General features: G+C 66.3%; 15 protein-coding genes and 2 pseudogenes. 4 read left to right on the top strand and 13 right to left on the bottom strand.

Going from position 1 to position 19,900, the window contains the following annotated elements; all coding sequences use genetic code 11:
• Window positions 1-6: 6 nt before the first annotated feature.
• Entirely contained in the window at window positions 7-630 is a 624-nt protein-coding gene (locus TGR7_RS00520; protein WP_012636697.1) for a DUF4124 domain-containing protein, read from the top strand.
• Between the two features lie 86 nt (window positions 631-716).
• Here TGR7_RS00520 and argB read toward each other — a convergent pair whose 3' ends face one another.
• The 3 genes from argB to coaBC form a co-directional block, all read right to left on the bottom strand.
• Entirely contained in the window at window positions 717-1,604 is an 888-nt protein-coding gene (gene argB, locus TGR7_RS00515; protein ID WP_012636696.1) for an acetylglutamate kinase, read from the bottom strand.
• A gap of 142 nt (window positions 1,605-1,746) precedes the next feature.
• The gene (gene dut / locus TGR7_RS00510) at window positions 1,747-2,199 is read right to left on the bottom strand and encodes a dUTP diphosphatase (protein ID WP_012636695.1); all 453 of its coding nucleotides are present in this window, start codon (window positions 2,197-2,199) and stop codon (window positions 1,747-1,749) included.
• Between the two features lie 81 nt (window positions 2,200-2,280).
• Window positions 2,281-3,510: a bifunctional phosphopantothenoylcysteine decarboxylase/phosphopantothenate--cysteine ligase CoaBC gene (gene coaBC, locus TGR7_RS00505; protein ID WP_012636694.1), complete on the bottom strand. Its 1,230-nt coding sequence runs from the start codon at window positions 3,508-3,510 to the stop codon at window positions 2,281-2,283.
• A 237-nt stretch (window positions 3,511-3,747) separates the two neighbouring features.
• Here coaBC and TGR7_RS00500 point away from each other — a divergent pair, with 237 nt between their 5' ends.
• Both TGR7_RS00500 and radC read left to right on the top strand, forming a co-directional pair.
• Window positions 3,748-5,052: an MFS transporter gene (locus tag TGR7_RS00500; protein ID WP_012636693.1), complete on the top strand. Its 1,305-nt coding sequence runs from the start codon at window positions 3,748-3,750 to the stop codon at window positions 5,050-5,052.
• 102 nt (window positions 5,053-5,154) lie between these two features.
• Window positions 5,155-5,826: a RadC family protein gene (gene radC / locus TGR7_RS00495; RefSeq protein WP_012636692.1), complete on the top strand. Its 672-nt coding sequence runs from the start codon at window positions 5,155-5,157 to the stop codon at window positions 5,824-5,826.
• Window positions 5,827-6,017: 191 nt separating this feature from the next.
• On the opposite strand, the pseudogene TGR7_RS00490 reads toward radC, so the two are convergent.
• From TGR7_RS00490 to TGR7_RS00480, 4 genes and pseudogenes are all read right to left on the bottom strand, one after another.
• Window positions 6,018-8,565, bottom strand: a pseudogene (locus TGR7_RS00490) (bifunctional diguanylate cyclase/phosphodiesterase).
• Between the two features lie 199 nt (window positions 8,566-8,764).
• Entirely contained in the window at window positions 8,765-8,920 is a 156-nt protein-coding gene (locus TGR7_RS17865; RefSeq protein ID WP_281054571.1) for a hypothetical protein, read from the bottom strand.
• Window positions 8,921-9,249: 329 nt separating this feature from the next.
• Window positions 9,250-9,798, bottom strand: a pseudogene (locus TGR7_RS17695) (class 1 fructose-bisphosphatase); the annotation flags it as partial.
• A gap of 136 nt (window positions 9,799-9,934) precedes the next feature.
• Window positions 9,935-11,743: a DEAD/DEAH box helicase gene (locus tag TGR7_RS00480; RefSeq protein ID WP_012636690.1), complete on the bottom strand. Its 1,809-nt coding sequence runs from the start codon at window positions 11,741-11,743 to the stop codon at window positions 9,935-9,937.
• Between the two features lie 174 nt (window positions 11,744-11,917).
• On the opposite strand from TGR7_RS00480, the gene TGR7_RS00475 reads away from it, so the two are divergent.
• Window positions 11,918-12,313, top strand: coding sequence for a DoxX family protein (locus TGR7_RS00475; RefSeq protein ID WP_012636689.1), 396 nt, complete (start codon window positions 11,918-11,920; stop codon window positions 12,311-12,313).
• A 71-nt stretch (window positions 12,314-12,384) separates the two neighbouring features.
• Here the strand turns inward: TGR7_RS00475 and TGR7_RS00470 are convergent, their stop codons facing one another.
• From TGR7_RS00470 to TGR7_RS00445, 6 genes are all read right to left on the bottom strand, one after another.
• Complete coding sequence (locus tag TGR7_RS00470; RefSeq protein WP_012636688.1) at window positions 12,385-13,269, bottom strand: carbohydrate kinase family protein; 885 nt, start codon at window positions 13,267-13,269, stop codon at window positions 12,385-12,387.
• Window positions 13,270-13,421: 152 nt separating this feature from the next.
• Complete coding sequence (locus TGR7_RS00465) at window positions 13,422-14,777, bottom strand: GGDEF domain-containing protein (protein WP_012636687.1); 1,356 nt, start codon at window positions 14,775-14,777, stop codon at window positions 13,422-13,424.
• Window positions 14,778-14,813: 36 nt separating this feature from the next.
• A complete protein-coding gene (locus TGR7_RS00460; RefSeq protein WP_012636686.1) occupies window positions 14,814-15,698 on the bottom strand; it encodes an endonuclease/exonuclease/phosphatase family protein in 885 nt (294 codons plus the stop codon).
• Between the two features lie 90 nt (window positions 15,699-15,788).
• Window positions 15,789-16,439, bottom strand: coding sequence for a thiol:disulfide interchange protein DsbA/DsbL (locus TGR7_RS00455; RefSeq protein ID WP_012636685.1), 651 nt, complete (start codon window positions 16,437-16,439; stop codon window positions 15,789-15,791).
• Between the two features lie 8 nt (window positions 16,440-16,447).
• The gene (ccsB, locus tag TGR7_RS00450; protein ID WP_012636684.1) at window positions 16,448-17,812 is read right to left on the bottom strand and encodes a c-type cytochrome biogenesis protein CcsB; all 1,365 of its coding nucleotides are present in this window, start codon (window positions 17,810-17,812) and stop codon (window positions 16,448-16,450) included.
• Between the two features lie 45 nt (window positions 17,813-17,857).
• Entirely contained in the window at window positions 17,858-19,897 is a 2,040-nt protein-coding gene (locus tag TGR7_RS00445) for a cytochrome c biogenesis protein ResB (protein WP_012636683.1), read from the bottom strand.
• Window positions 19,898-19,900: the final 3 nt, after the last annotated feature.

The following is a 19,900-nucleotide window of genomic DNA, read 5'->3' as shown; positions in this document are numbered from 1 at the left end:
GTAACCATGAACATTGTACGCAACATGCTGATCGTCGGGAGCCTCGCGGCCCTCATGGCGGCAACCGCCGCCCAGGCCCAGATGTACCGCTGGACCGACGAGCATGGCGTCGTGCATTACACCGATTCACCACCGCCCGAGGCCGCGCGTCAGGAACGCCGCGTGCTCGACGATCGCGGCATCACCGTGCGTACCCTGGAGCGGGCGCGTACCGAGGAAGAACTGGAGCAGCAGCGCCAGGAACAGGCCCGCGCCGAGGCGGAGCGCCAGGCCCGTGAGGAACAGGAACGCCGCGACCGCGTGCTGCTGCAAAGCTTCGGCACCGAGCGCGAACTCCTCAACGCCCGGGACGATCGCCTGGCGATGGTGGACAGCCAGATCAGCATCACCCGAGAGAAGATCCGCACCCTGGAACAGCAGCAGACGAACCTGGAAGAACGGCGCCGCCGGCTTGCCGCCCAGGAGCGCGAGATTCCGGAAGGCCTGGAACAGGACATCGCCTCCACCCAGCGCCAGATCCTGGTACAGCAACGGCACCTGGAAGAACGCCAGCTGGAACGGGAGCGGCTGGTGGAACAGTTCGACGCCGATCTCAAGCGCCTGCGGGAACTCAAGGCGGCGGGAAGGTGATCACTGCGATTTAAAGTTCAAGATTCAACATTCAAAGGAATTGCCCCAGCTTTGAATCTTGAATTTTGAATTTTGAATTTCCCCATTCAACTCCGGATCAGCGTGCCCACGCCCTTGTCCGTGAACAGTTCCAGCAGCACCGCGTGCTCCACCCGCCCGTCGATGATGTGGGCGGTCTTCACGCCGGAATTCACCGCATCCAGAGCGCAGCGGATCTTCGGGATCATACCGCCGTGGATGGTGCCGTCGGCGATCAGTTCGTCCACCTGCCGGGCGGTCAGCCCGGTGAGCAGCTTGCCCTGTGGATCCAGCACGCCGGTGGTGTTGGTGAGCAGGATGAGTTTCTCCGCGCCCAACACCGTGGCCATCTTGCCCGCCACCAGGTCCGCGTTGATGTTGTAGGCGGCGCCGTCCTCACCCACGCCGATGGGGGCGATCACCGGGATGAAGTCCCCGGAATCCAGCATGTGCACCACTGCCGGGTCGATGCCCGAGACCTCGCCCACGTGCCCCAGGTCGATGATCTCCGGGGCGTCGGCGTTCTCGCTGGCGCGCACGTGTGTCAGTCGCCGGGCATGGATCAGCCCCCCGTCCTTGCCCGTGAGTCCCACGGCGCGGCCGCCATAGCGGTTGATGAGATTGACGATCTCCTTGTTCACCAGCCCGCCCAACACCATCTGCACCACGTCCATGGTCTCGCTGTCGGTCACCCGCAGCCCGTCCACGAAGCGGGATTCCTTGCCGAGTCGTTCCAGGAGCTTGCCGATCTGCGGCCCGCCGCCGTGCACCACCACGGGATTGAGGCCCACCTGCTTGAGCAGCACGATATCCCGGGCAAACCCCTGCTTGAGGTTTTCGTCCACCATGGCGTTGCCGCCGTACTTGATGACGATGGTCTTGCCGGAGAAGCGCTGGATGTAGGGCAGCGCCTCGATGAGGACGCGGGCGGTGTTGGTGGCGGATTCCTGGTTCATAAATCTTCGTTAGCCTGTGAGGGATGCCGACGCTTGGTGGCCATTGTAAAAGAGAAGTAGGGACTGAAGTACGAAGTGTGGATTGGGAAGTCGGAAGTAAACCACAACTTCTCACTTCCCAATTCACACTTCCTACTTCAGCTCAGTGCCTCCCGGAGGAGCCGAACCCCCCTTCCCCCCGGTGGCTCTCCTCGAAGGACTCCACCACCTGAAACTCCGCCTGCACCACGGGCACGATCACCAGCTGGGCGATGCGCTCGCCGGCCTGGATCACGAAGGGCTCGCGGCCCCGGTTCCAGCAGGAGACGAACAGCTGGCCCTGGTAGTCGGAGTCGATCAGGCCCACCAGGTTGCCCAGCACGATGCCGTGCTTATGGCCCAGGCCCGAACGGGGCAGGATCATGGCCGCCAGTCCCGGATCGGCGATATGGATGGCGATGCCCGTGGGGATGAGCTGGGTATCGCCCGGCGCCAGCGTGAGCGGCCCTTCCACGCAGGCGCGCAGGTCCATGCCGGCGGAGCCGGGGGTCGCGTGGGTGGGCAGGGGGATCTCCTTGCCGATGCGGGGGTCGAGGATTTTGACGTCGATCTTCATAAGTCCCATTCAAAATTTAAGATTCAAAATTCAAAGGAGATCGCTTCAGGGGATCCAATGAGATTCATCAAGCGGGCGTGCTCAGCCCTTTGAATCTTGAATATTGAATCTTGAATTTGCCTCTCCCATCCGTTGCGCGATCACCGTCACGAGCTGCCGCGCCAGCCGTTCCTTGGGCTGGCGTTCCAGGGTCGTGCCGCCGCCCGGCCAGAGCAGGGTCAGGGCATTCTCGTCCACGTCGAATCCCTGGCCGTTGGAGACATCGTTGGCCGCGATCAGGTCCAGGCCTTTCTTCATCAGCTTGGTGCGGGCGTGGCGCTCCAGGTCCTGGGTCTCGGCGGCAAAGCCGACGGTGAACGGACCCCCGGGCAGGGCGGCCACCGTGGCCAGGATGTCGGGATTGCGTTCAAGCGCGAGGCTCAGGTGCTCGGCCTGCTTCTTGATCTTGTGGGTCTCCACCGAGGCGGCGCGGTAGTCGGCCACGGCGGCGGCGGCCACGAACACGTCGGCCGTGCCGACCCGGGCCATGACCGCCTCGAGCATCTCCTGAGCGGTCTCCACCCGCACCGCCTCGACCCCTTCGGGCACGGCCAGGGCCGTCGGCCCGGTGACCAGGGTCACCCGGGCGCCCGCCTCACGGGCGGCGCGGGCCACCGCGTAGCCCATCTTCCCGGAACTGCGGTTGCTCAAGTAGCGCACCGGGTCCAGGGGCTCGCGGGTGGGGCCGGCGGTGACCAGCACCTGCAGGCCGGCCAGGGCACCGGTGGCGAACACCGCCTCCAGGCCCGCGACCAGCTCCGGCACCTCCAGCATGCGGCCCTCGCCGGTCTCGCCGCAGGCCTGGCTGCCTGAACCGGGACCCATCAGGCGCACGCCCCGCTCGGCCAGTGTCTGCACATTGGCCCGGGTGGCCGGGTTGGCCCACATGGCCTGGTTCATGGCCGGGGCCACGCACAGGGGCGCGCGACTGGCCAGGCACAGGGTGGACAGCAGCTCATCGGCCTGACCCTGGGCCAGGCGCGCCAGGAAGTCCGCCGTGGCCGGGGCCACCAGGATGGCGTCCGCCCAGCGGGCCAGCGCGATGTGGTCCATGCCTGCCTCCGCCTCCGGGTCGAACAGGGCGGACCGCACCGGCTGCCCGGACAGGGCCTGGAAGGTGAGCGGCGTGACAAACTCCATGGCGGAGCGGGTCATCACCACCCGCACCTCCGCCCCGGCATCGCGCAGACGCCGGGTCAGCTCGCAGGCCTTGTAGGCCGCGATGCCGCCGGTGACCCCGAGCAGGATGCGTTTCTGGGCAAGCGTGGACATCCCATCAGTCTATGGCCGGGCGGCGGGTTTGGGAACCTTGGGTTGTTGGCCTGAAAGTCAAAAGCAGGAACGCAAAGGGCGCAAAGGGGGCGCCAAGGACGCGAAGGAAAATCTTGTGATGGAAAAACCATGGCGCCGTTCACGCAAACCTTCGCGTGCCCGGCGGTTCGCTGTCAGGTTTTTAAACCCAGGCACCCGATCAGGTATGCTGCGCGGATATCCGATCCGGCGTACCTCATGTCCTACACCTACCCGCCCCGCTTCCAGCAGACGCGCTGGACCATCTACTCCCTGCTCATCCTGGCCTACATGCTGGTGTTCTTTCACCGCATGGCGCCGGGGGTGGTGGCCGGGGACCTGTCCGCCGCCTTCGGCATCAGCGCCGCCGCGCTGGGTTCCCTGGCGGCCATGTATTACTACATCTACACCGCCATGCAGATCCCCGCCGGCGTGCTGGCGGACACCCTGGGGGCCCGCTACGCGGTGATGCTGGGCAACCTGGTCGCCGGGGTGGGCTCCATCACCTTCGGCCTGGCGGAGACCTTCGCGGTGGCGAGCACGGGCCGCTTCCTGGTGGGGCTCGGGGTCTCGGTGGTGTTCGTGGGGCTCATGAAGAGCAACAGCGTGTGGTTCAGCGAGCGCAACTACGGCACCATCAGCGGCGTCACCCTGCTGCTCGGCAACCTGGGCGCCATCGCCGCCACCGGCCCCCTGGCCCTGGTGCTGGTGCACTACGAATGGCGCAGCGTGTTCGTGGCCCTGGGCGTGGTGGCGATCGGGCTGGCCCTGGCCTCCTGGTGGAAGGTGCGCAACCGCCCCGAGGACCTGGGTTTCCCCTCGGTGCGCGAGATGGAGGGCCTGCCCGCCCACGCGCCGCGCCAGCAGCACTGGCTTGCCGACCTGCGCGGCGTGCTCGCCCACCGGCGCCTCTGGCCCGGCTTCGTCTACGACTTCGGGGTGACCGGCTCCCTGTTCGGCTTCGTGGGCCTGTGGGCTATCCCCCTGCTGCGGGACGTGCACGGCCTGAGCCGGGGTGATGCCTCCGGCTACACCACCGCCGCCATGGTCGCCTTCGCCCTGGGTTGCCTGGTGGCGGGCAGCTTCTCCGACCGCCTGGGCCGTCGCCGCCCGGTGCTCACCGGCGGGGCGCTGGCCTATGCATCCGTCTGCGCCGCCTTCCTGTTCCTGCCCTGGGGCCCGGGCGCCTCCGGCTACCTGCTGTTCACCGCCCTGGGCCTGTCCGCCGGCTGTTTCGTGGTGGCCTATGCCCAGGCCAAGGAGGTCACCGCCCCCGCCCTCTCCGGCATGGCCATCGCCCTGGTGAACACCGGCCTGTTCCTGGGCGCGGCCCTGTTCCAGCCCCTGTTCGGCTGGGTGCTGGACCTGGGCTGGGACGGGCAGACGGTCGCCGGCGTGCCGGTCTACGGCCTGGCCGACTACCGCCAAGGCCTCCTCCTGCTGCTCGGCTTCGCCGGCCTGGCGGTGCTCGCCAGCCTGTTCTTTACCGAAACCCGCAGCCGGAACATCACAGTGAACGGCTGATTCAAAGTTGCAGATTCAAATACAAAGGAGGGCTGTCCTCCCTTCTTGCCTCTTGTATCTTGTCTCTTGTATCTGCGCTTTTATGCATAGGGAGGTGCGTTCATGCCCATCACCGACTGGCCCGCCGACGAGCGTCCGCGGGAGAAGCTCCTGAGCCGCGGCGCGGCGGCACTCTCCGACGCCGAACTGCTGGCCATCTTTCTGCGCACTGGCGTCGCCGGCAAGACCGCCGTGGATCTCGCCCGGGAACTGCTGTCGCGATTCGGCGGCCTGCGCCCGCTGTTGCAGGCAGACCTTGTCAGCTTCTCTTCTGCCCGGGGCCTGGGCTCGGCCAAGTACGCCCAGCTCCAGGCCGTGCTGGAGATGGGCCGCCGGCACCTCTCCGAATCCCTTGCCCGGGGCGATGCCCTCACCAGCCCCGACGACACCCGCCGTTTCCTCGCGGCGCGCCTGCGGGACTACCCCTTCGAGGTGTTCGCCTGCCTGTTCCTGGACAACCGCCACCGGGTGATCGCCTTCGAGGAGCTTTTCCGGGGCACCATCGACGGCGCAAGCGTGCATCCCCGGGAGGTGGTACGCCGGGCGCTGGCCCACAACGCCGCCGCGCTGATCCTGGCCCACAACCATCCCTCCGGCGTGGCCGAGCCCTCGCGCTCAGACGAGGCCATCACCCGGCGCCTGCGCGATGCCCTGGCCCTGGTGGACATCCGGGTGCTGGATCACGTGGTGGTGGGGGATTCGCTGGTGTCGTTCGCCGAGCGGGGGCTGCTCTAGCCCTCTAGACGCGCCAAGGCCGATCGCGATGCCTGCGGTCTATCGACCTGCCTCGCTCAGCCATAGGGCGGGCCGTGCCCGCCTGCTGACCACAAACCTGCGGGTAACGGCGGGCATGGCCCGCCCTATGGTGACGCTTCTTCTGGAAGACGGCGGCCAGCGTTCTGGCCCAGGCTGACTTGCACTGTGCTTCAGTGCTGCCTGACCCGGCTGCGCCCGGTCTCCAGAAAACCCAACAGATCGCTGGCCGGCATGGCGCGGGAGTGGAGCCAGCCCTGGTAGGCATCGCAGCCCAGGCCGTCCAGGAAACTGAGCTGCGCTTCGGTCTCCACGCCCTCGGCCACCACCCGCAGGTCCAGGCTGTGCCCCAGGTGCACGATGGCGCGCAGGATCATGTCTGCCTGATGGCCGCTGCCGATGTCCTGCACGAAGGTACGGTCGATCTTGAGCCGGTCGATGGGCAGGGCCTTGAGATAGGCCAGGGAGGAATAGCCGGTGCCGAAGTCGTCCAGGGAGATGCCCACACCCAGGGCCTTGAGCCCTTGCAACTGCTGGCGGGCCAGGGCCACGTCCGCCATGGCCACGGTCTCGGTGACCTCCACATCCAGGCGATCGGGCGGCGCGCCACTGGCATTAAGGGCGGCGCGCAGCTTGTCCACCAGGTCCTGCTGGCGGAACTGCATGGCGGACAGATTGATGGACACCCGCAGGGACAGGCCCTGCGCCGCGAAACGTGCCGCCTGCTCGCAGGCCGCGCGCAGCACCCAGTCGCCCAGGGGTACGATCAGGCCGTTGGCCTCGGCGGCGGGTACAAAACGCTCCGGCGAGACCGGACCGAGCTCCTCGTCATGCCAGCGCAGCAGGGCCTCGGCCCCGACGACCTCGCCACTGGCCACGTCCACCAGGGGCTGGTAATGCAGCTGGAAGCGCTCCTGTGCCAAGGCATGCTTGAGTCGCTCCACCAGACGCTGTTCCTCGTGCACCTGGCTATCAAGCCGCTCGGAGAAGAAGGCGTATGGTGTTGCGCCCGCTCTGCTTGGCCTCGTACATGGCCATGTCGGCATAGCGCACCAGGGTCTCTTCGTCGGTCCCGTCGTCGGGATACAGAGCGATTCCCAGGCTCGCGCTGGCATTGATCACATGCCCCTCGCGGATCTGGATGGGGCGCTCGAAGGTCTTGAGGATATTCCCAGCCACGGCGGCCAGATCGGTCTCGCGGCCGACGTCGGACAACAGGATGATGAATTCATCACCGCCGAACCGGGCGACGGTGTCTTCCCGGCGCAGCGATTCGGTGAGCCGTCGCGCGACTTCCTTCAACACCGCATCTCCCTCCAGGTGACCCATGCTGTCGTTGACCAGCTTGAAGTTGTCCAGGTCCAGCAACATTACCGCCACCTTGGTCCCATGACGCCCTGCGTGGGCCAGGGCCTGGGCCAGGCGGTCGGCCAGCAAGAGGCGGTTAGGCAGGCCCGTCAGTTCATCGTGGGTGGCCTGGTGCCGAATTCGCGCCTCCTGGCGCCTGCGCTCGGTGATATCCCTAATAAAGGCAGTGATGCGATTGCCGGCGTCGTCCTCGAAGGTGTTGAGACTGATGTCCAGGGGGAACTCGCTGCCGTCCCGGCGCATGCCCACCAGGTCCGCGACCTTGCCCATGGCCCTGGGTCGCCAGCTCTCCACCATAGAATCCCGGTGCGCCTCATGCCGGGCCCGGTAGCGCTCGGGCATCAGACACTCCACTGGCCTGCCCACCAGTTCCTCCGCCGGGTAGCCGAACATGGCTTCCATGTTGCGGTTGGCCAGCAAGATCCGGCCCTGCGCATCAGTGACGACCACGCCGTCCGGTGCGGTGTCCACCAGCTGGTGGTAGCGGCGTTCCCGCGCCTCGATCACCTGGCGGGCGGCCTCCAGCCGTTCCACCGGCCGGTGCACGCTCTCCAGGAACATGCCCCGGTAGATCAGCAGGTAGGCCATGACCTTGTAGACGTGGCCCAGGACGAACAGGGTATCGGTGAGCTCCCGGTAGATCATGAAGTACAGTTCGCTGGCGATGATCAGCACCAGGGCGCCCGCCAGCAGACCCATGCCGGAGCGACGCCGGATCTCCGGGTGCAGGGCCATGATGCCCAGGGTCAGGACGTGCAGGGCGATGACCAGGGCCTCCAGGGACACCTTGAGGCTGGTCAGACCCTCGCCGGGCAGGAACAGGGCCGGCACCCAGTGGGGCCGCCAGATGCCCACGTAGGCCACACCGGCCACCAGCACCAGGGCCCCGATCAGGAACATGCGCCGGTGCACCCGTTCCTCGTGGCTGCTGGCCGGCAGGATGACATACAGCAGGATGGCCACGGCGGCCACCAGGCGCGCCGCCAGCCAGAAGATCAGGGTCTTGTGGGAGGTGTTGGGGGTGACCAGGTCCGGCATGCCCGGGTAGGTCATCAGGTGCAGGAAATCCAGCAGCCCCACCGCCAGGAAGGCACAGGCCAGCATCAAGGAGGCACAGGCGCGGTGTTCGTCGAGCACGTGATAGCCCACGGCGAACACCAGGATCGCCACTGCCACGGCGAACATCTCCACCGCCGTGTGGAAGGCCACCATGTGCCTGGCAGGAATCACCTGGGGCAGTTCCGCGCCCGTAAGCCACACCAGGATGGGGATCAACAGAAGGATCAGCAACGCCACTGCGGGGCCCAGGGCGAAGGGGCCCAGCGACAAGGCCGGCTTCAGGCTTGGTGGCATGTTGTCTCCCCAGGCATGCCCGGGACGGGCTGAACCTGTCCCGACACATGAAATCCATTTACCGACCCCCTGAATTTCGGGGGTTTTTTTCCAATCTTGCCCAAAAACCATATCGAATGGAATGTTTTGTCTGATCCGGGCCGCCCCCAGGCGACGCATGGTCGCTGCGGCCGGTCGAGCGGCCAGATGACGACAGGTATCAGCGCGGCGGCGGATCGGCGAGGAATCGCTCCGCCTCGCTCACCATGTCCCGGGACCCCACAAAGAACGGCACCCGCTCATGCAGGTCCACGGGCTTGCGCTCCAGGATGCGGCCAACCCCGTCGCTGGCCCGGCCGCCGGCCTGCTCTGCCACGAAGGCGATGGGGGTTGCACTCGTAGACCAGACGCAGCTTGCCCTTGGGCGCCGCGCCAGTGGGGGGATAGATGAAGATCCCGCCCTTGAGCAGGTTGCGGTGGAAATCGGAGACCAGGGAGCCGATGTAGCGGGAGGTGTAGGGACGGGCCGGTGGCCGGGTCGTCCTTCTGGCAATGGCGGATGTAGGCCTTCACGCCCTCGGGGAAGTGCACGTGATTGCCCTCGTTGAGGCTGTAGATGCGACCGCTGGTGGGGGTCTTGATGTCCGGGTGGGAGAGGCAGAACTCGCCGATGGAGGGGTCGAGGGTAAAGCCGTTGACGCCGTTGCCGGTGGTGTAGACCAGCATGGTGGAGGAGCCGTAGATCACGTAGCCGGCGGCCACCTGCGCGGTGCCCGGCTGCAGGAAGTCCTCCAGCTGCGCGGGCGTGCCCGGCTCGGAGCGGCGCCGGTAGATGGAGAAGATGGTGCCCACCGAGACATTCACCTCGATGTTGGAGGAACCGTCCAGGGGATCCATGCAGAAGACGTAGCGACCATCCCGTGACAGGCCCTCGTCGAACACCGTGATGGTCTGGTCCTCCTCGGAGGCGATGCCGCAGCACTCGCCGCTGGCGCGCAGGGCGGCGATGAACTGCTCGTTGGCGAACACGTCCAGCTTCTGCACCTCCTCGCCCTGCACGTTCACGTCCCCTGCGCGGCCCAGGATGTCCACCAGGCCGGCCTTGTTGATCTTCTTGTTGACGATCTTGGCGGCCACCCCCAGGTGGTGCAGCAGCCGGGAGAGTTCACCCTTGGCGTGCAGGAAGTCCGCCTGGCGTTCGATGATGAATTCGTTGAGGGTGATGACCCGGTAGCTGCGGCCGTGGATGCTCATGCCGGTCTCTCCCGCTGATGACGGATGCGGCGCGCTGACAGGTCCGGGACGGACACGTTCAGCGCCAACAAAAAGGGCAGCGGAGTGTCCCCCGCTGCCCTTTGAGTATAGGACCGTCCAGGATCAGGCCCCTGATTTAACCCTTGCGTGGCTTGGACAGGGTCTTTCTCGGCGCCGGCTTGCGCGCGGCGGAGCCGGCGGGACGTCTGGGTCCCTTGGGACCCCGTTTGTGCGCCTGGGCGGGGGATGGCTCGCCGAAGGGGCGCAGACCCAGCTTGCGGCCGCACACCCAGACCCCCTGCAGGTGCTTGAGCAGGGGGCGGGGCATGTCGGCGGGCAGGTCCACGGTGGTGGTCTCGTCGCCGATGTCGATGTGGCCGATGTACTGGCTGTCCAGGCCCGCCTCGTTGGCGATGGCACCCACCAGGTTGCCGGGCTTCAGGCCGTGGGCATGACCCACGTCCACCACGAAGCGCTCCATGGCCACGTCGGGCTGGCCCTTGAGCGGCAGCGGCGCCTCCGAATGAGCGCCAGACTTGCGCGGCCTGGGCTTCTCCGCGCGGCCGGTGTCGCGCTCCGGGCGGGGCATGAACTCGGCGCGGGGCGGCGGCGGGGCGCGTTCGTCCAGCAGCAGGGGCTCCTTGCCCTGGGCGAGCCGGGCCAGGGCGGCGGCGATCTCCAGGGGCTCTGCACCGGTCTCCTGCTGGTAGTCCGTCACCAGTTCCAGGAACGGTTCCAGGTCGTCGGAACCCAGTGCCTCGTTGATGCGTTCCTTGAAACGGGCGATGCGCTGGGCGTTGACGTCGCCGGCGGTGGGCATGTGCATGGGCTCGATGGGCTGGCGCGTGGCCCGCTCGATGGCCTTGAGCATGCGCTGCTCCCGGGGCGCCACGAACAGGATCGCCTCGCCGGTGCGCCCGGCGCGGCCGGTGCGTCCGATGCGATGCACGTAGGATTCGGTGTCGTGGGGGATGTCGTAGTTCAGCACATGGCTGATGCGTTCCACGTCCAGGCCCCGCGCCACCACGTCGGTGGCCACCAGGATGTCCAGCTGGCCCTTTTTGAGGCGCTCCACCACCCGCTCGCGCTGGTTCTGGGGGATATCACCGTTCAGGGCCTCGCAGGCATGGCCCCGGGCGGTGAGCCGCTCGGCCAGCTCCACCGTCTCGGTCTTGGTGCGCACGAAGATGAGCATGGCGTCGAAGGGCTCAGTCTCCAGCAGCCGGGTGAGCGCATCCAGCTTGTGCAGCCCGCTGACCCGCCAGTAGCGCTGGCGGATGGTGGTGGCCGTGGTGGTGGCGGAACGGATGCGCACCTCGGCCGGTTCCTTCAGGTGGGTGTGGGCCACCCGGCGGATCACCTCGGGCATGGTGGCCGAGAACAGGGCCACCTGGCGGGAGGCCGGGGTCTGCTCCAGGATCCACTCCACGTCGTCGATAAAACCCATGCGCAGCATCTCGTCCGCCTCGTCCAGCACCAGGGTGCGCAGGGCGTCGAGCTTGAGGGTGCCGCGGCGCATGTGGTCCATGACGCGGCCCGGCGTACCCACCACCACCTGGGCGCCCCGGCTCAGCTGCTTGAGCTGGATGCCGTAAGGCTGGCCGCCGTAGATGGGCAGCACGTGGAAGCCGGGCAGGTGCCGGGCGTAGGTCTGGAAGGCCTCGGCCACCTGGATGGCCAGTTCGCGGGTCGGCGCCAGCACCAGCACCTGGGTGCGGTTGTCCTTGAGATCCAGGCGCGACAGGGCGGGCAGGGCGAAGGCGGCGGTCTTGCCGGTGCCGGTTTGGGCCTGGCCGAGCAGGTCGCGTCCGGCCAGCAGCGGCGGGATGCCCTCGGCCTGGATGGGCGTGGGCGCTTCATAGCCCGTATCGGTCAGGGCCTTCAGAACGGCGGGATTCAGGCCAAGGGCGTCAAAGCCGGCCACGGTGTCATTGTCGGTATTCAATTTGAGGTAATCCAGGGGGCGCGAGAGCGCCGCGATGATGGGAAGACTGGGGACATTATAGGGGGTTCGGCGCCCGTTTGCCGGGGCTTTTGACGCCGTGGATGGGTTGGGCCACACTCGCGGGGTTTGGTTCAACCCCCTGATAACAATAATCCGGCGCGATGGAGGTGCGGAATGACATACGGCATGGCGGAAGACCTGGGCAAACTCATCCTGCGCGTCAGCCTTGGCGTGCTGTTCCTGATGCACGGCATCCACAAGATCTTCAACGGCGTGAGCGGCATCGAGGGCATGCTCCAGGGTGTCGGCCTGCCCGGTTTCATTGCCTACGGTGTTTACGTGGGCGAGGTGCTGGCGCCGATCCTGGTGATCCTCGGCTGGCACGCCCGCATCGGCGCGGCGCTGATCGTCTTCACCATGGTGGTGGCCGTCGCCCTGGCCCATCCCCACCAGCTGTTCGACCTGACCAGCCATGGCGGCTGGGCCCTGGAACTGCAGGGCCTGTTCCTGTTCGGTGCCGTGGCCATCGCGTTCATGGGGCCGGGCAGACTGAGCGTCAACAACAGGTAAGGGAGGGGGTAGGCGTGAGGTGATAGGTGTAGTTGGACAGGTTGCCTTGCCGACACCTCACGCCTCACGCCTTACCATCGATAAAACCCCTTCTCCTGACTGGTCGCCCCGCGCAGGGTACACACCTTCGCCGCGAATCCGGCGGCACGGTCCAGGATCTCCTCCCAGTCCCAGCCGTGCATCAGGCCCATGAGCGTCACGGCGCTGAAGGCATCCCCCGCGCCCACGGTGTCCACCAGACCGTCCACGGGCGGCGCGCTTCGGGACAGCACGCGCCCCTCGCGGCTCACCACCAGGGCACCCTCCGCTGCGCGGGTGACGATCAGAGCCTGAAGGCCGAAGCGCTCAAGGCAATGCCGCGCCTTTGATTCCAGCCCCTCGCCATCGTCTTTGACCAGGGCATCCAGTTCCTGCTCGTTGAGCTTGACCCAGGTGGCGCCATGCATGAGTGCGTGAACGCTTTCCACATCCCACCAGGGCGCGCGCAGGTTCACGTCCAGGAACACCCTTGCGCGAAGATGCTCGCGCAGGGCGAGTAAGGTGTGGCGGGACTGGTGATGACGCAGCGCCAGGCTGCCGTGATACAGAATAGCCTGTTCACGCCCCGCCACGGCCTTGAGGGCCGGTTCCCGGGCGATATGGTCGTAGGCCTGATCGGGGACGATCTCGTAGCTGGGTTCGTCGTTTTCGATGCGCACCTGCACGGTGCCGGTGGGATGCAGCGGATCCTGCTGCAGTCCGGACATGTCCATGCCCCACGCGGACACGGTGCGTCGCACCTCGGCACCGTTGTCATCGTCACCCACGGCACCCACGAACAGCGGTGCCTGTCCCAGACCGTGCAGGTTCCAGGCCACGTTGAAGGGGGCACCGCCCAGGACGCGACGGTCAGGGAAACAATCGAACAGGACCTCGCCGAACACGACGGGGCCCGGGGTGATACGGTCTGCAGTCATGTCCACAGCTTACGGGGGCACGGCGGGAATGACAAAGTCGTGAGGTGTGAGGTGGTAGGCGATAGGTGTGAAACAGTCAGGACGGCCATCCACCGCGAGGTGTCATCCTCGTGTCTCACGCCTAACGCCTATCGCCTCACCCCTCACTACACTCAATGCAACACGCAGCGGTTGCGTCCGGTGTTCTTCGCCTCGTACAGGGCGCGGTCGGCATTGTCGAAGGCGGTCTCCGGGGTGTCTCCCTCGGCGAACAGGGCGATGCCGGCGGAGATGGTGATGGGGACGCGCTCGCCGCGGAAATGAAAACCGAGTCCGGCGATCTCGGCGCGGATCTTTTCAGCGATGGCCAGCGCATCCTGACCGCTTGCGCCGGTGAGCAGCATGACGAACTCCTCTCCGCCGTATCTGGCCACCATGTCGGTTTCCCGGATGCGCTCCTTGAGCTTCTGCGCCACGGCGCGGATCACCTTGTCACCCGCCTTGTGGCCATAGGAGTCGTTGATGAGCTTGAAGCGATCCACGTCCCACATGATCAGCGCCAGCGGCGTGTTGAAACGTTTCCAGCGACTGTATTCCTGGGCGAGACGCTCGTCGAAGGCCTGGCGGTTGGGCACGCCGGTGAGCTGATCGATGAGCGCCTGCTTGCGCTCGTCATCCATGGTGCGGCGCAGACCCTGGGCCTCATGCTCCAGCTGCACGATGCGTGCGCGCATGCGCTCGGCCCGGGTGCGGTAGTCTTCGCAGCGACGCTCATCGGCCTCCCGGAAGCTGCGTACGTGATCGCCGATGGCATCCAGGCGCAGGGAGACCATGGTGCGCAGTTCGTCCAGGCTGCCCACCCGGGCCATGCCCGTCTGCAGCTCGCGCACCTCGCCCTGGATGCGGGTCTCCAGCGACACTCCTTCCTGTCGCGACGCATCCATGTCGTTGTTCTGTCCGGTCAGGTAGGCGTCGAACTCGCCCAGACGGTCGGTGATCTCCTTGAGGAAGGATTCCAGCTCGTGGCGTTCCCGCTGGGCGCGCAGGCATTGCTCCTTGAGCACATTGGCCACGCCGTTCAGCATCAGCCCCCAGTCCGCCGGCGCCTGATCCCGCTCCAGGCGTTCGATCAGGCTCTCCAGTTCGCCGCGCAGGCCGGGCACCGCCGGCAGACGATCCTGCAGGGCTTCGAGGAATGCCGTCGGGGCCGCGGTGGCGGCCCGTGAGGGGTCAGGGGCATCGTCCAGGGAAGACGATGGCGGTGCATCGGGAAGATCCACATCCCTGAGCGCCGTCTGCAGGCGCGCGGTCAGTGCCTCCACCCGGGCAGGCTCCAGCTGGGTGCCGAGGGATGAGATGATCTCGCCGAGGGCCTGGTCCAGGACCGGGGAACGGCCCTGGGCACAGCGGCCCAGTCGCTCGGCGAGCTTGCGCAGGGCGGTCTCGGCCTCGCGGCGCTGGTCCAGCTCGCGCTCCAGCTCGCGGATCACGTCCAGGTACTTCAGCTTCCTCTGCTCGTCTTCGGACACCCGGTAACGTCCCTGCGGCTGTGGCGCGTGAATGGGTCAGTGATCTGTCCAGTGGGGCAGGGTGATGCCCTCAGGCACCACGATCTCCACGCCCACCGGCAGATGATCGGAATAATTCACATTGTAGACGTGCACCTGCTCCACGCCCAGACCGGGCGTGACCAGGATGTGGTCAAAGGCATGGGCGGGTCGCCAGCTGGGATAGGTCTTGTGGGCGGCCAGGGGTTCCTGCAGGCGGGTCTGGCGCACCAGGCGCTTGACCTCGTCCGCGTGGCAGGAACAGTTCATGTCCCCCATCACCACCACGTGCTCGTGATCCCGCAGCACCTCGGCGATGTATTCCATCTGCAGGCGCCGGTCCCGTTTGCCCAGGGACAGGTGCACCAGCATGATCACCAGGGAACCGGAGCCCTGCTCCGCACCGAAGTGGGCCTCCAGGGCGCCGCGGCCGGGGATCACGCTGGGCAGTCTGTGCTCCACCACGGTGTGGGGATGGTAGCGGGACAGCAGCCCCAGGCTGTGCTGGGCGATCTTGCCCAGATTGCGATTGGTCTGGCTGTACCAGTAGGGCAGGTCGCTGCGCTCGGAGAGGTACTGGGCCAGGTTGATGAACTGGCTGCGCAGGCTGCCGGCGTCCAGTTCCTGCAGGCCCACCAGGTCGAAGCCGGAGATAAAGCGCGCCACGCTGTCCAGGTTGCCCAGGCGCCCCTGGTAGGGCAGCACGTGTTTCCAGCTGTTGGTGAAGTAGTGGTGAAAGCGAGTGGCGCTGATGCCCACCTGCACGTTGTAGCTCAGCACCCGGATACGCTGGCCGGCGAGCGGCGGGGTGCTCGGCCCCACCTCCAGCAGTCCCTGGCCCGCATCCCCGGTGGGCTGCGCGGGATAGGTGTGAAAGGGTTTGGCTGGCGTATGCTGGGTCATGATGTCTGGCTGATGGGCGCTGACCTCATAGTGGTGGCAGCAACGGTCGCTTTCAAGCAAGGGCCCGACCCAAAGGCCGGACCGAGCCGATCAGCGGGTGGCGGTGGCCTCGGTCCCGGCCTTCTCCACCAGGTGCTCTATGACCCGCACCTTATTCTCGAAGCCGCCCGCCATGGTCGCGGTGACCAGATAACGGCCGTCCACCACCACCGAGGGCACGCCCTCGATGCGGTAATCCCGGGTCTTCTGGATGGCCTCGCGCACCCTGGCGGTCACCTCGTCGGAGACCATCGCCTCGCGGAAGGCGGCCGGATCGACCCCCTCCCTTTCCACGAAGCGCAGGATGGAGCGCTCATCCGCCATGCGCCGGCCCTGGGCGTGGATGGCGTGAAAGAAGGGGGCATGCAGCTGATCGAACACGCCCATGTGCTCGAAGGCGTAGAACACCCGGGCATGCAGGGCCCAGAGGTCATTGAACACCGCCGGCAGATAACGGAACTCCACATGCTCGGGCTTGGCGTCCTTCCACGCCTTCAGGTGCGGCTCGAAGTGGTAGCAGTGGGGGCAGCCGTACCAGAACAGCTCCACCACCTCCACCTGGCCATCCGCCACCCGGGTCGGCACGGGCTGGGGCAGGACGATGTAGTCGATGCCCTCCGTCGGCTCGCTGGCCTGCACGGGCAACGCCAGCAGGGCCAACGCGAACAGGATCGAAAACAGAGTGCCAGGAGAACGGGTCATGAAATGCCTCACAGTGTGCCGTAGGAATGCAGGCCGGAGAGGAAGATGTTCACACCGATGAACGCGAAGGTGGTGATGAACAGGCCCACGATGGCCCACCAGGCCATGGGCACGCCGCGCCAGCCCTTGGTGAATCGCATGTGCAGCCAGGCCGCGTAGTTGAGCCACACGATCAGGGCCCAGGTCTCCTTGGGGTCCCAGGACCAGTAGCCGCCCCAGGCCTCGGCCGCCCACATAGCGCCCAGGATGGTGGCGATGGTGAAGAACGCGAAGCCCAGCGCGATGACCTTGTACATCACGTCATCCATCACCTCGCGGCTGGGCAGACGGGTGGCCAGCAGGCCATCGGGATTGACCCGCTCGCCCCGGGCGCGCAGCAGGTAGGCCACGCCCAGCATGGCGGCGATGGCGAAACCACCGTAACCCACGAAGTTGGCGGGCACGTGGATCTTCATCCACCAGCTCTGCAGGGCCGGCACCAGCGGCTCGATGAGGTGCGCCTCGCGGTCGAACACGTACCACAGCAGGAAGCACACCGAGGCGCTCACCACCATCATCACGAAGCCGCCCATGGCACGGTTACGGCTGCGGTATTCGTAGTAGAGGTACATCATGGTGGTCATCACGGCGAACTGGATGAACACCTCGTAGAGGTTGCTCACCGGCACATAGCCCCAGGTGGGGTCATGCAGGTAGGTCTCGCGCCAGCGCACCATCAGGCCGGTCAGACCCATCACCGAGCCGCTCCAGGCCAGCGCGGTCCCCACCCGGGCGGGGAAGTCGCTGCGCGCGAACAGGCCGATCAGGGCGCCGGCGGTGACGATCAGGAACATGGGCGCGATGAACTGCACGCCCACCCGGATGTTGTTCATGCCCACATACACCAGGGCGGCACCGATGGCACCGGTAACCGCCAGCATGATCAGGGCCGGCTTGATGGCCGGGCGACCGTCCTTGTAGCGGAACAGGGGGGCGAGATAGCTGGCGGTGGCGCCGAACGGCAGCACGCACATCCACATGGTGGCGGTCTCGCCGGAGACCAGGAATTTGAGGAAGAAATTGGTTTCGGCGCGCGCCAGGTCACCGGGATCGGACAGGCTCCAGCCGTGGTAGCTCAGGATGCCCAGCAGGCTGAGACCCGCCACGGCGAGGCTGAAGGCCTGGAAGGGGCGCCAGAACCAGCCCAGCCAGAGGATGCCCGGCGCCACGATCAGCAGCACACTGGTCTCGTAGAAATCGATGCGGTCGCCGTACATGACCAGGACGAAGACCGTTGCTGCGGTCACCAGGGCGGCCCAGGCCCAGTCCAGGTGACTCAGGCGACGGAACCAGCCGGGCTGTTCGACCTGAATAGCCTCGTGGGGAACGGACATAGCATTTACCTCTTGAAAGTCATCACTCCAGAAGGGGTCCCGTGTTTATGACGCGCCCTGCTGCTGCGTCGCTCCGTCACGGTCGGATGCGGGCTCTTTACCCAGGGCGGCGGCGGTAAGCACACCGAATTCCTTGTCGAATTCCACCATATTCCGGTTGCTGGTACCAGCAAACACCACGCGGCTGCGGCCCTCGCCGGCCGGGGTCACCCACAGCCAGCAGCGGCGGTGGGCCACGTAGAACATCAGGAAGATGCCGATGGTGAGCATGATGCTGCCGAAATAGACCACGCCCTGGCCCGGGGACTTGGTGATCATCAGGCCGGAGGCCTCGATATGATCGAAACCGGTCAGGTGCAGGAACACCGGCGAACCGTAGAAGTGGATGGCATTGGCCGCCACCACGGCATCCTCCAGGAACACCTGGTCGGCCTCGGTGATCTCGTCCACGCCTTCCTCTGCCAGCACCTCCAGGTAAAGGGCCTGCAGGCCGGCGTGCAACACACGGATGAACACCTCGGTGACCTGGGAGACCTGTTCCGGCGGTGTGCGGGATTCGATCTCCTGGGCGATGGCGTCATAGCCGCCCTGGGCGAACAGCAGCATCAGCCGCTCCATGGTGCGGCGCACCTGCTCCTGCACCTCGTCGTCGCCACGTACCTCGGCCACCGCCGCCGTGGTGGTGGAGCGCGCGACCTCGGCGATCACCGCCGGGTTCTGCAGCATGGCATGGAAGGTCATGAAACGCTGCAGGCTGCCGCTGGGGTCGGCGGGGATGTGCAGGTACTGGAACTCATCGGCCACGCTCTCGCGCACACCGCTCAGGTAAAACAGCCGGCCTTCCTGCTCCACCGGCGCCATGTAGTTCTGGTACTCCATGGCCACGCCGGTGCGGTCGCGCAGGCGGAAGGTGAAGCTGGGGCCGAAATTGCGGTTGAATCGCTGACCCTGCTCGTCCAGGAAGGGGTTGATGTTGTGCAGCGCGAAGTCGTGCAGTTCCAGGGTCCATTCACCCCGGTCCACCACTTCCATGGGATAGTTCTGGAACACGTTGCCCTCGAACGGCACCGGCTCCAGGCCGCGCTCATTGAGCGGCCAGATGTTGATGTTCAGCCTGGAGCCGCCGTCGCCGAAGCTCGCCTGGTAGATGGCGTGGCCCTTGTAGATGAGCGGGTGGTTGACGCTGATGGTCTGCTCCAGGGGCTCGGGCAGGTCATTGTCGAAGATCACCAGGTCGCTCTCGAAAGAGCGCGGCGCGCCGGTGGAGTGATGCTCGACGCGGAACTGGCGCACCTCCACGGTGAAGGGGAGTTCCTGGACCACAAAACCGTCACGAATGTTGATGAAGACGACGTTGGCGCGCCGGCCCTCGGGGATCTCGACGGTGCCCCGGAAGGAACGGTTGGCGGCCCCCAGACGGCTCTCCGGAGGCACCTGGGAGGCCGGAATGTCCCGGGTCTCCACCACCAGACGTCCGGTCAATTCTGCCAGTTTCATCGGCATGCGGCCGTCCATCACGGCACCCACGCAGATGATCACGATGGCCACGTGGGTGAACAGGTAACCCAGGCGGTTGGAGGCGCCCTTCATGGCTGAGAGGACCTGGTGATCACCATGGTCCTTGACCCGCACCCGGTAACCGCGGCTGCTCAGGGCACGACTGGTGCGATCGATTGCCGCGGCGGGGGCCATGTCCAGCTCATCGGCCACGTGGTGCTGGAAACTGCGCAGGGATTTTTCCTTCACCGACATGCGGAAATGGCGCATGTCGCGCACCATCGTGGGCGCATGGCGATAGATACACACGCTGGTGGAGACCACCAGGAAGGTCAGGATCACCAGGAACCAGCCGGCGGAGTAGACATCGTAGAGGGCCATGCCGGCGAAGATCTCGTGCCAGAAGGGCCCGAACTTGAGCAGGTAGTCCTGGTAGGGCTGGTTCTGTTGCAGCACCGTGCCGATCACGGAGGCAATGGCCAGGGCCACCAGCAGGGTGATGGCGAGGCTCATGGAACCCAGGAATTCCAGCAGGATGGCGCCGGTGGAGCGCTGCCCGCGGGTGACCGCCTTGGTGGTACTGCTCATATT

Origin of the sequence: Thioalkalivibrio sulfidiphilus HL-EbGr7 (assembly GCF_000021985.1) — a bacterium.
Classification (GTDB): Bacteria; Pseudomonadota; Gammaproteobacteria; order Ectothiorhodospirales; family Ectothiorhodospiraceae; genus Thioalkalivibrio_A; species Thioalkalivibrio_A sulfidiphilus.
The sequence above is the reverse complement of the archived record's forward strand: the minus strand, read 5'-3'. Positions and strand labels throughout refer to the sequence as shown.

Excerpts from the sequence above, each read along its gene's own strand:
- TGR7_RS00445 (WP_012636683.1), bottom strand. The coding sequence starts at position 19,897 with ATGAGCAGTACCACCAAGGCGGTCACCCGCGGGCAGCGCTCCACCGGC.
- dut (WP_012636695.1), bottom strand. The coding sequence starts at position 2,199 with ATGAAGATCGACGTCAAAATCCTCGACCCCCGCATCGGCAAGGAGATC.
- TGR7_RS00475 (WP_012636689.1), top strand. The coding sequence starts at position 11,918 with ATGACATACGGCATGGCGGAAGACCTGGGCAAACTCATCCTGCGCGTC.
- TGR7_RS00500 (WP_012636693.1), top strand. The coding sequence starts at position 3,748 with ATGTCCTACACCTACCCGCCCCGCTTCCAGCAGACGCGCTGGACCATC.
- argB (WP_012636696.1), bottom strand. The coding sequence starts at position 1,604 with ATGAACCAGGAATCCGCCACCAACACCGCCCGCGTCCTCATCGAGGCG.
- coaBC (WP_012636694.1), bottom strand. The coding sequence starts at position 3,510 with ATGTCCACGCTTGCCCAGAAACGCATCCTGCTCGGGGTCACCGGCGGC.
- TGR7_RS00455 (WP_012636685.1), bottom strand. The coding sequence starts at position 16,439 with ATGACCCGTTCTCCTGGCACTCTGTTTTCGATCCTGTTCGCGTTGGCC.
- radC (WP_012636692.1), top strand. The coding sequence starts at position 5,155 with ATGCCCATCACCGACTGGCCCGCCGACGAGCGTCCGCGGGAGAAGCTC.
- TGR7_RS00470 (WP_012636688.1), bottom strand. The coding sequence starts at position 13,269 with ATGACTGCAGACCGTATCACCCCGGGCCCCGTCGTGTTCGGCGAGGTC.
- TGR7_RS00460 (WP_012636686.1), bottom strand. The coding sequence starts at position 15,698 with ATGACCCAGCATACGCCAGCCAAACCCTTTCACACCTATCCCGCGCAG.
- ccsB (WP_012636684.1), bottom strand. The coding sequence starts at position 17,812 with ATGTCCGTTCCCCACGAGGCTATTCAGGTCGAACAGCCCGGCTGGTTC.
- TGR7_RS00520 (WP_012636697.1), top strand. The coding sequence starts at position 7 with ATGAACATTGTACGCAACATGCTGATCGTCGGGAGCCTCGCGGCCCTC.